Source organism: Pseudomonas sp. Pse79 (assembly GCF_024519615.1).
Lineage (GTDB): Bacteria > Pseudomonadota > Gammaproteobacteria > Pseudomonadales > Pseudomonadaceae > Aquipseudomonas > Aquipseudomonas veronii.
In genome coordinates this window covers 208,994-218,815 of record NZ_JALJRR010000002.1, presented here as the reverse complement: position 1 = coordinate 218,815, position 9,822 = coordinate 208,994, and the positions used below count along the sequence as shown (strand labels likewise).

Genomic DNA, 9,822 nt, shown 5'->3' with positions numbered 1-9,822 from the left:
TGGCGGTGTGTCAGTCTCAGTATCTGTAACTGAGCCACTGCCATCGGGGGCGAGCCTCTGTCGGAATGGGATGTTGTTTATGTAGGCAATTTCTTTACTTTGATTGGGCAGGTTTTCTGGCCTGAGTGGGATGCTAATTTCAGCACCCCTCACTGCCAACAAGGACCGGCACATGGCCGTACCGTTAATGCCGCCTGGTGTTTCACTTCTAGAAAATATGGCAATAGCCAAATGCAAGCATGTTCATCTCCAGTCAGGCTCGGCGTTCGCCTACTCCTGGTTTTATTCTCAGGTCAGAGCTGCCGGGCCATGGAACTACAAGAAGCGAGGGCGCCAATACGAGGCTTTTGGTAACTTCAATTACGGTGCAACTGGTACGGTGTTGGGCATTCCTGAGCACGTGTTGCTGCGCGCCGCTGGTGTTGCTCAGACCATCGCAAAAACCACCCATCCGGATTTTGGATCATGGTGGGGAGGTGATCCTTTTGGTGATGACCCGCGAGATCAATATTGGATAAGGAGAGGTATTGAGTATGCGATTTCTCAAGGCCACTGAAGGCTTCATACCGATCCTGCGTAACTGCCTGTTAGTGGTCTGCCTGATTTATATCGCGGGCAGTTGGGTCATGTCGCCCGGGACACCGGATCTGGATGAGGTGGTGTTGAAACATTCCTTGGGCAACGGCACCTCAATCTACGGCGCGCGGGATGGGCAGGGTGGTGCGACGGTGGGCTTTTCCTACAGGTACTACGTTCATAAGGACCTGGGGAGTGATCAGGAAATACTCACAGGGTTGGTGTCGGCTCATCCATTTCTAAAAACCAAAGAACCCGATGTGCAAGTAAGTGAGCATGAGGGCGTGCTTCGGTTGGATATTCAGGGGGGCGTGTATGAGTACAACAGCTACGCCCTCGAAGGTCTTGGAGCGGTCAAGGTGGTGATGGAGTTGTGATGAGTCAGCGTTCGGATTCTTCCTGCAATATTTTGCGCCCTGCATGAACGTGTCGCTCGCAGCGCGCAATCATGCTCGGAATCCAGCAAATGGCGGCTTTGGGGCAGTTGCTGGTCGACAGAGCGCGGGATCAAGTCAGCCCTTCTCCAGCATCTTGAAACGTTCCCAAACAGCGACTGATCACTCCCTTTTGGGGACCGCTATTTAAAAGACATCACCGAACAAATGTGGGAGGGGGCTTGCCCCCGATGGCGGTGTGTCAGTCTCAGTATCTGTAACTGAGCCACTGCCATCGGGGGCGAGCCCCCTCCCACACAGGTTAGCGCTCGTCTTCAGAGCTCAATCAATCCGCTGCTCCCAATGCTCGGCCTGCCACACGTCGTAGGCGCTCGCCCGCACCCTGACTGCCAACCACTGCCGTCATAGCCGATTGGCAGAAGATGTGACTGCCAACGCATCTGCCATCTTCGTGCTCGAATAGTTAAGTATTTGTTATCAATCAATAAAAAACACATTTCCGCTCTTGGCATGGCGCGTGCTAACTGCCTGGTCATGGCCCGTTGCGATAAACGACGGCGGCGTTATCTGCCAATGGCAGTGCTGTGTGACGCATGTGCTTGCGGGCGGGATAAAGTTCCAACATTGAGTGCTGACGATATGACTGAACTATTGAGTACCGTGCATAAGAACAACACCAGTACTTATCTCCAGTTAGGGGGAGAGGCGGGTATCCATAAACTGGTCGACCGCTTTTACGAATTGATGGAGGTGCTGTGCGAGGCGCGAAGAGTGCGCCAGATGCACCCGCCGAGTCTTGCCGGCAGCGCCGACAGTCTATTCAAGTTCCTGAGTGGCTGGCTTGGCGGCCCGCCACTGTTTCAACAGGAACGTGGCCACCCGCGTTTGCGCATGCGACATGCGCCCTTTGCAGTCAGTATTGTCGAGCGCGACGAATGGATGCTGTGCATGCGTCAGGCAATCAACGAGCAGGTGGATGACGCAGTCCTGAATGCGAAGCTGCAACGTATGTTTTCCGAAATGGCCGACCACATGATTAATACCGATGGCAGCCGCGCAGGTGTTGCGGCGCCGCTTTGAACGTCGGCTAACTCTCCCAACTGGACGCTTCCCAAATACCATGATTAAAACTGCCCACGATCTTGTAGTAGACGCTAAAGCCCGTATCGAAGAAGTTGCCATCGAAGACGTTGACCTGGCTATCCAGAATGCGGATGTACTTATTGATGTACGTGAAGCCGACGAGTATGCCGCAGGTCATATCTTGGGCGCTGTGCATGCCTCGCGCGGAATGCTGGAATTTAAACTGTCCAACGATACCGCACTCAGTTCGCGAGACCTTAAGGTCGTGCTGTACTGCAAAACAGGGGGGCGTGCAGCACTCGCGGCTGTATCGCTGCTTGATATGGGCTACCTGCACGTAACATCGATCACCGGAGGGTTCGACGCATGGGTGAGTGCGCAAAAGCCGACGGTGGTTCCGCATTTACCTCGCTTCGAGTAGCGCCGTGGGCTGCGTTGGGGGGCATGTTGCTCCCCATTAGGCTTAACCCCGTGTCTGTCACTGATTCATTACTCCAGCCGTAACGATCCGCCGCCCAGCTTGATTGATGCCCCTCTGAATCACTCCTAAGGTACAGCCCACGACAGCAAACCCGTGGAGCGACCATGACAACAATAATTACCCCCGACTCGCGCTGGACGCGGCGGCGCGACGAGAAGCAGCGGCGGCTCGGGCTGGTCAAGCAGTATGCGGATGGGGCCGTGCTGCCCAGCGACAAAATCGTCGAGGCCCTCGAAGCCCTGATCCTCCCCGGCGACCGCGTGGTGCTGGAGGGCAATAACCAGAAGCAGGCGGATTTCCTCTCGCGCTCCCTGGCCAAGGCTGACCCGGCCAAGCTCCACGATTTGCACATGATCATGCCCAGTGTCGGCCGGTCCGAGCACCTGGACCTGTTTGAAAAGGGCATCGCGCGCAAGCTCGACTTCTCTTTCGCCGGCACCCAATCCCTGCGCATCAGCCAGTTGCTGGAAGACGGCCTGCTGGAAATCGGCGCGATCCACACCTACATCGAACTCTATGCCCGGCTGGTGGTGGACCTGATCCCCAATGTGGTGCTCTCGGCCGGTTTCATGGCCGACCGCGCCGGTAATATCTACACCGGCGCGAGTACCGAAGACACCCCGGCGCTGATCGAGCCGGCAGCGTTCAGCGATGGCATTGTCATCGTGCAGGTCAATCAGTTGGTGGATGACGTCACCGACTTGCCCCGCGTCGACATCCCGGCCAGCTGGGTCGACTTCGTGGTGGTGGCCGACAAGCCGTTCTACATCGAACCGCTGTTCACCCGTGACCCGCGCCACATCAAGCCGGTGCATGTGCTGATGGCGATGATGGCGATCCGCGGCATCTACGAAAAACACAACGTGCAGTCGCTCAACCACGGCATCGGCTTCAATACCGCCGCCATCGAATTGATCCTGCCCACCTACGGCGAATCCCTGGGCCTTAAGGGCAAGATCTGCCGCAACTGGACCCTCAACCCACACCCCACGCTGATCCCCGCCATCGAAAGCGGCTGGGTCGAAAGCGTGCATTGCTTTGGCACTGAACTGGGCATGGAACACTACATCGCCGCCCGCCCGGATGTGTTCTTCACCGGCCGCGACGGTTCCATGCGCTCCAACCGCATGTTCTGCCAACTCGCCGGCCAATACGCGGTGGACCTGTTTATCGGTGCCACCCTGCAAGTGGACGGCGACGGGCATTCCTCCACGGTCACCCGCGGGCGCCTCGCCGGTTTCGGCGGCGCGCCGAACATGGGCCACGACCCGCGCGGGCGCCGCCATGGCACCCCGGCCTGGCTCGACATGCGTCACGAGGATGCTCCCGAAGCACTCTTGGAGCGCGGCAAAAAGCTCGTGGTGCAAATGGTCGAGACGTTCCAGGAAGGCGGCAAACCGACCTTCGTCAACACCCTCGACGCGGTGGAGGTGGCGCGCAAAAGCGGCATGCCCCTGGCACCGATCATGATCTACGGTGACGACGTCACCCACTTGCTCACCGAAGAAGGCATCGCCTACCTGTACAAGGCGCGCTCCCTGGAAGAGCGCCAGGCGATGATCGCCGCCGTCGCCGGGGTGACCGCCATCGGCATGCGCCATAACCCCAAGGACACCGCGCGCATGCGCCGTGAGGGCCTGATCGCCTGGCCCGAAGACCTCGGCATCCGCCGCACCGACGCCACCCGTGAGTTGTTGGCCGCCAAGAGCGTGGCCGACTTGGTGGAGTGGTCCGGCGGTTTGTACAACCCTCCCGCCAAGTTCAGGAGCTGGTAAATGCGCGCCCTCAAACTGCACCCACTCAGCGTTGCCGAACGCCTGGCGGACCTGGCCGTCGACGCCCTGATCGACGAAGCCGACCTGTCGCCCAAACCGGCCCTGGTGGACCGTCGTGGCAACGGCGCCCACCGCGATTTGCACCTGGGCCTGATGCATGCCTCGGCGCTGTCGCTGTGGCCGATGTTCCTGGCAATGGCCGAAGCCGCCCGCGACATCGGTGAAGTCGGCTTGCCCCTGCGCGAAGCCCTCGGTCGCATCGGTCGTGAGGGTGAACAGGCGATGCTCGTCACCACCCTCGGCGTGAACACCCATCGCGGTGCGATCTGGGCCCTCGGCTTACTCACTGCGGCTGCGGCACTGGAACCCCAATCCCTTCACCCGAATGCCGTAACCCTGACAGCGGCAAAACTGGCCCTGCTCGACGATCGCCATGCCCCGCAACCCATGAGCCACGGCGCGCAGGTGGCGCAACGCTACGGCGCACGCGGTGCCCGTGAGGAAGCCCAACTGGGTTTCCCCTCGGTGTTGCAACGCGGCCTGCCGCAACTGCACAAAAGCCGCCAGCAACAGGCCGGTGAACAGAACGCGCGCCTGGATGCGTTGCTCGCGATCATGACCGCCCTGGCCGACACCTGCGTGCTCTACCGCGCCGGCACCGCGGGCCTGCACGCCATGCAACACGGCGCCCAAGCGGTGCTCGACGCAGGCGGCAGCGCGACCCTGGCCGGTCGCCGCCATTTGCACGAACTCGACCAACAGCTGTTGGCCCTGAATGCCTCCCCCGGCGGCGCCGCCGACCTGTTGGCCGCCTGCCTGTTTATCGACCGCCTCGATGGAGCGTTTTGATGGAAACCTTATCCTTTGAATTTCCCGCCGGGCAGCCGCCCAAAGGTCGCGCGCTGGTGGGGTGTGTCGGTTCGGGCGACCTCGAAGTGCTGCTGGAACCGGGCACGCCCGGCATCCTGAGCATTCAGGTACAGACCTCGGTGAATGGCGCCGAACAGCGCTGGCAGCACCTGTTCGAGCGGATCTTCCAGGAGCACACGCTGCCCGCGTTGAACATTGATATCCACGACTTCGGTGCCACGCCCGGCGTGGTGCGCCTGCGCCTGGAACAAGGCTTCGAGGAGATCGGCCATGACTGACTTGCTCGGCAAACACAGCTTCGTCGAACTGGGCGCACGGCAGCGGGCCAAGGCCTTGTTGGACGCAGGTTCTTACCGTGAACTGATCGACCCGTTCGAGCGGGTCATGTCGCCCTGGCTCAGCCGTCAGGGCGTGGTGCCCCAGGCCGACGACGGTGTGGTGATCGCCAAAGGCAATATCGCCGGCAAGCCGGTGGTGATCGCCGCGATCGAAGGCAACTTCCAGGGCGGCAGCCTCGGTGAGGTCGGCGGCGCAAAAATCGCCGGCGCCCTTGAACTGGCGGCCGAAGACAACCGCAACGGCATCCCGACCCGCGCCGTGCTGCTGCTGGAAACCGGTGGCGTGCGCCTGCAGGAAGCCAACCTGGGCCTGGCGGCGATTGCCGATATCCACGCCGCGATTGTCGATCTGCGCCAGTATCAGCCGGTGATCGGCGTGGTGGCGGGCAGCGTCGGTTGCTTTGGCGGGATGTCCATCGCCGCCGGGCTGTGCAGCTATCTGCTGGTGACCCGCGAAGCGCGCCTGGGCTTGAACGGTCCGCAGGTGATCGAGCAGGAAGCCGGCCTGGATGAATACGATTCCCGCGACCGGCCCTTTATCTGGAGCCTGACCGGCGGCGAACAACGCTTCAACAGCGGCTTGGCCGACCGTTACGTGGCGGACGATGTCGCGCAGATTCAGCAGACCGTCAGCGCATTATTGCAGCTCGGCTTGCCCGCCCAACAACGCAGTCGCCGCGCCGACTTCTATCTGGCGCGCCTGGCTGAACTGGACGCCGAACCGCAAATCGACCCGGCGACGGTTCGCGATCTGTATCAGGGAGAACACTCATGAGAGGCTTGCAGTGGTTCAACGCGTTGAGTGCCGGCGCCCAACCCGTGGAAGGGTTGCCGGACTCGCTGAAAGTCGCCGATGGCGTATTGGGTGAACACAAGGTGCGCTTTATCGCCGTGGTCCCCGACGCGCAAAACCGCTTTCCTCGCGCACGCAATGGCGAAGTCGGCCTGCTCGAAGGCTTTGGGTTGGCCAAAGCCGTGGATGAAGCCATTGCGACCGGCGACCAGCGCCCATTGATCGCCATCGTCGATGTGCCGAGCCAGGCCTATGGCCGTCGCGAAGAAGCCCTCGGCATCCATCAAGCCCTGGCCGCCGCGGTCGACAGCTACGCTCGGGCCCGTCTGGCCGGGCACCCGGTGATCGGGTTGTTGGTGGGCAAGGCCATGTCTGGCGCGTTCCTCGCCCACGGCTACCAGGCCAACCGCCTGATCGCCCTGCGCGACCCCGGCGTGATGGTTCACGCCATGGGCAAGGCCTCGGCGGCGCGGGTGACCCTGCGCAGTGTCGAAGAGCTCGAAGCCCTGGCCGCCAGTGTGCCGCCGATGGCCTATGACATCGACAGTTATGCCAGCCTCGGTTTGCTCTGGGAGACCTTGTCGGTCAGCCAGATTGAACAGCCGACGAAGGACGATGTGGCGCGGGTCAGTGACTGCCTGGTCAGTGCGATCAAGGATGTCGATGGCCGTGATTTGAGCGGTCGCCTGGGTGCGCCCCATCGCGCCGCCTCCAGCCATGTGCGCCAACTGCTGCGGGCGCAATGGTGAACGTCCACGACCTGCTCTGGGGCATGACCCCGGCGCATGTGCCTGCCGATGCGCCGGCCTGGGTGCTGGAGGCGCTCGGCGCCGGGCAGCCGGTGGTGGTCCGCCGCGCCATTGCGCAACCGGGCCTGGTGGCGGTCGGCGTGCGCGGGCGTTTGCGCGAGCAGCGTTTCGCCGCGCAGATGCCGCTGGCGCTGGTGCGGCGGCGCGTGACGCCGCAAGCCCTGCGCGGGGTGACATCGCCACGGGATTTGCCGGCATTGCGGGCGCTGGCTCAACTGCGGCCGCTGCTGGCGCAGAAGGATTGGGGCGTCAGCGGCAGTGCGGGTTTTGAATTGGCCACGGGCATCGAAGCGCTGCATGACGCCAGCGATCTGGATTTGATCCTGCACACCCCCGAGCCGCTGGAGCGACGCGACGCCGGGGACTTGCTGGCGATCCTGGACACGGCGGTCTGCGCCGTGGACCTGCAACTGCAAACCCCGTTTGGCGCCGTCGCCTTGCGCGAATGGGCCGGCTCGTCACGTCGCGTATTACTCAAAACCGCCAGCGGCGCGCACCTGGTCATCGATCCCTGGCAGGCGCTGATATGAGCAGCCTGCTGGTGTTTCCGGGGCAGGGTGCGCAACGCCCTGGCATGCTTCGGCATTTGCCCGCGTCGGTGCTGGACGAAGCCAGCGAGGCCTTGGCTGAAGACGTTCGCCAACTCGACTCTGCGCGGGCCTTGGTCAGTACCCGCGCTGTGCAGTTGTGCCTGTTGATTGTGGGTGTGGCCCATGCGCGCCTGTTGGCGCGCACGCCGGATTATGTGGCGGGTTTGTCCATCGGCGCTTACCCGGCGGCGGTGATTGCCGGTGCCCTGGACTTTGCCGACGCCGTCCGGCTGGTCAGCCTGCGTGGCGAACTGATGCAGCAGGCTTATCCACAGGGCTACGGCATGACCGCCCTGATCGGCCCGGATTTATCCACTGTCGAAACCCTGCTGGCCGACATCCATAGCCCCGAAACCCCGGTGTACCTGGCCAATATCAACGCCGACAACCAGACGGTGATCGCCGGCAGCGATGAAGCGATGCAGCGTGTCGCCCAGCGCGTCAAAGGCAACGGCATCGCCAAGCGCCTGGCCGTCAGCGTGCCGTCCCATTGCGCGCTGCTGGAGCGCCCGGCCCAGGTGCTGGCTGAAGCGTTCGTCACGCTCAAGGCACCGCGCATCAGCTACTTGAGCAGCACCCGGGCGCGGCCGATCCGCGACCCTGCGCAACTGCGCGACGACCTGGCCTTCAACATGTGCCGCGTCGTCGACTGGCGCGGCACCGTGCAAAGCGCCTATGAGCGCGGCGTGCGCCTGCAGATCGAACTGCCCCCCGGCGCCGTTCTCACCGGTTTGTCACGCCGCGTGTTCGAACACGGCACGGTGATCGCCTGCGAAGGTGCGCGCCTGGACACCTTGCAGGCCCTGCTGGAAGAGGAGGAGCGCCGCCACCGATAAAGCACCACCCAAGGCTTTCGAAGCACAACAACAAAAAATCGATCGAGCACTTTGAGGACAACAACAATGATTATTTACGGTGTGGCATTGCTGGCGATCTGCACGCTCGCGGGCGTGATCATGGGCGACATGCTTGGCGTGTTGCTCGGCGTCAAATCCAACGTGGGCGGGGTGGGCATCGCGATGATCCTGCTGATCTGCGCACGGCTGTGGATGCACAAACGCGGCGGCATGACCAAGGATTGCGAAATGGGCGTCGGCTTCTGGGGTGCGATGTACATCCCCGTGGTGGTGGCGATGGCCGCGCAACAAAATGTGGTCACCGCTCTGCACGGCGGCCCCGTCGCGGTACTCGCGGCGATTGGTTCGGTGGTGGTGTGTGGTTGCACCATCGCGTTGATCAGCCGCACGCACAAGGGCGAACCGCTGCCCGATGAAGAACCGCTGATCACACCGACACCTGTCGTGGGAGGCCGCTGATATGTGGGCTCTCATTGAAAAGGGTTTGGAGCATAACGGCCTGGTCACCGCCTTTGCGTTCGTGGGCGTGGTGATGTGGATTTCCGTGGTGCTGTCCAAGCGTCTGACGTTCGGGCGCGTTCACGGCTCGGCGATTGCCATCGTGATCGGCCTGGTGCTGGCCTGGGTCGGCGGCACCATGACCGGCGGGCAAAAAGGCCTGGCGGATATATCGCTGTTCTCCGGCATCGGCCTGATGGGCGGCGCGATGCTGCGCGACTTCGCCATCGTCGCCACGGCGTTTGAAGTGCAAGCCACCGAAGCGCGCAAGGCCGGGATGATCGGTGTGATTGCGCTGCTGCTGGGCACGATCCTGCCGTTTATCGTCGGTGCAAGCATGGCCTGGGTATTCGGTTATCGCGATGCGATCAGTATGACCACCATCGGCGCCGGCGCCGTGACCTACATCGTCGGCCCGGTGACCGGTGCGGCGATCGGCGCGACCTCGGATGTGATGGCGCTGTCGATTGCCACTGGCTTGATCAAGGCGATTCTGGTGATGGTCGGCACGCCGGTTGCGGCGCGTTGGATGGGCCTGGATAACCCGCGTTCGGCGATGGTGTTCGGTGGGCTGGCCGGTACGGTGAGTGGCGTGACGGCGGGGCTGGCGGCGACAGATCGGCGCCTGGTGCCGTATGGCGCGCTGACCGCGACGTTCCACACCGGGCTTGGCTGTTTGCTCGGGCCTTCGTTGCTGTACTTCATTGTGCGAGGGTTGGTGGGCTGACTTTGGGGTGTTGCGGTGATTGGTCTGGCG

13 protein-coding genes and 1 pseudogene are annotated in these 9,822 nt (G+C 62.4%); all 14 read left to right on the top strand.

Annotated features, from left to right (window positions below):
• The first annotated feature begins 172 nt into the window (after window positions 1–172).
• The 14 genes and pseudogenes from NR164_RS04140 (at window position 173) to madM (ending at window position 9,792) form a co-directional block, all read left to right on the top strand.
• Window positions 173–556 carry a polymorphic toxin type 44 domain-containing protein gene (locus tag NR164_RS04140; RefSeq protein WP_256822339.1) on the top strand — a complete coding sequence of 128 codons (384 nt, stop codon included), beginning with the start codon at window positions 173–175 and terminating at the stop codon, window positions 554–556.
• Complete coding sequence (locus NR164_RS04135; protein ID WP_046381766.1) at window positions 534–953, top strand: hypothetical protein; 420 nt, start codon at window positions 534–536, stop codon at window positions 951–953. Before NR164_RS04140 ends, NR164_RS04135 begins: the two co-directional genes overlap by 23 nt.
• 56 nt (window positions 954–1,009) lie before the next feature.
• Window positions 1,010–1,111: pseudogene (locus tag NR164_RS30450) on the top strand (DUF6124 family protein); the annotation flags it as partial.
• 499 nt (window positions 1,112–1,610) lie between these two features.
• The gene (locus tag NR164_RS04130) at window positions 1,611–2,051 is read left to right on the top strand and encodes a group II truncated hemoglobin (RefSeq protein WP_017844991.1); all 441 of its coding nucleotides are present in this window, start codon (window positions 1,611–1,613) and stop codon (window positions 2,049–2,051) included.
• Window positions 2,052–2,094: 43 nt separating this feature from the next.
• Entirely contained in the window at window positions 2,095–2,475 is a 381-nt protein-coding gene (locus tag NR164_RS04125; RefSeq protein WP_046385155.1) for a rhodanese-like domain-containing protein, read from the top strand.
• A gap of 164 nt (window positions 2,476–2,639) precedes the next feature.
• Window positions 2,640–4,310, top strand: coding sequence for a malonate decarboxylase subunit alpha (mdcA, locus tag NR164_RS04120; protein ID WP_046381767.1), 1,671 nt, complete (start codon window positions 2,640–2,642; stop codon window positions 4,308–4,310).
• The gene (locus NR164_RS04115; RefSeq protein ID WP_104904304.1) at window positions 4,311–5,159 is read left to right on the top strand and encodes a triphosphoribosyl-dephospho-CoA synthase; all 849 of its coding nucleotides are present in this window, start codon (window positions 4,311–4,313) and stop codon (window positions 5,157–5,159) included. It begins immediately after the preceding gene.
• Window positions 5,159–5,458: a malonate decarboxylase subunit delta gene (locus tag NR164_RS04110; RefSeq protein WP_169881774.1), complete on the top strand. Its 300-nt coding sequence runs from the start codon at window positions 5,159–5,161 to the stop codon at window positions 5,456–5,458. The genes NR164_RS04115 and NR164_RS04110 overlap by 1 nt, the downstream gene beginning before the upstream one ends.
• Complete coding sequence (locus NR164_RS04105) at window positions 5,451–6,293, top strand: biotin-independent malonate decarboxylase subunit beta (RefSeq protein WP_256822338.1); 843 nt, start codon at window positions 5,451–5,453, stop codon at window positions 6,291–6,293. The genes NR164_RS04110 and NR164_RS04105 overlap by 8 nt, the downstream gene beginning before the upstream one ends.
• The gene (mdcE, locus tag NR164_RS04100) at window positions 6,290–7,060 is read left to right on the top strand and encodes a biotin-independent malonate decarboxylase subunit gamma (RefSeq protein WP_232566077.1); all 771 of its coding nucleotides are present in this window, start codon (window positions 6,290–6,292) and stop codon (window positions 7,058–7,060) included. Before NR164_RS04105 ends, mdcE begins: the two co-directional genes overlap by 4 nt.
• On the top strand, window positions 7,054–7,650 hold the full coding sequence (locus NR164_RS04095; RefSeq protein ID WP_256822337.1) for a malonate decarboxylase holo-ACP synthase: 597 nt from the start codon (window positions 7,054–7,056) through the stop codon (window positions 7,648–7,650). Before mdcE ends, NR164_RS04095 begins: the two co-directional genes overlap by 7 nt.
• The gene (gene mdcH / locus NR164_RS04090) at window positions 7,647–8,546 is read left to right on the top strand and encodes a malonate decarboxylase subunit epsilon (protein WP_256822336.1); all 900 of its coding nucleotides are present in this window, start codon (window positions 7,647–7,649) and stop codon (window positions 8,544–8,546) included. The genes NR164_RS04095 and mdcH overlap by 4 nt, the downstream gene beginning before the upstream one ends.
• 66 nt (window positions 8,547–8,612) lie before the next feature.
• The gene (gene madL, locus NR164_RS04085; protein ID WP_017844982.1) at window positions 8,613–9,026 is read left to right on the top strand and encodes a malonate transporter subunit MadL; all 414 of its coding nucleotides are present in this window, start codon (window positions 8,613–8,615) and stop codon (window positions 9,024–9,026) included.
• A 1-nt stretch (window position 9,027) separates the two neighbouring features.
• The gene (gene madM / locus NR164_RS04080; RefSeq protein WP_017844981.1) at window positions 9,028–9,792 is read left to right on the top strand and encodes a malonate transporter subunit MadM; all 765 of its coding nucleotides are present in this window, start codon (window positions 9,028–9,030) and stop codon (window positions 9,790–9,792) included.
• The last annotated feature ends 30 nt before the right edge of the window (window positions 9,793–9,822 follow it).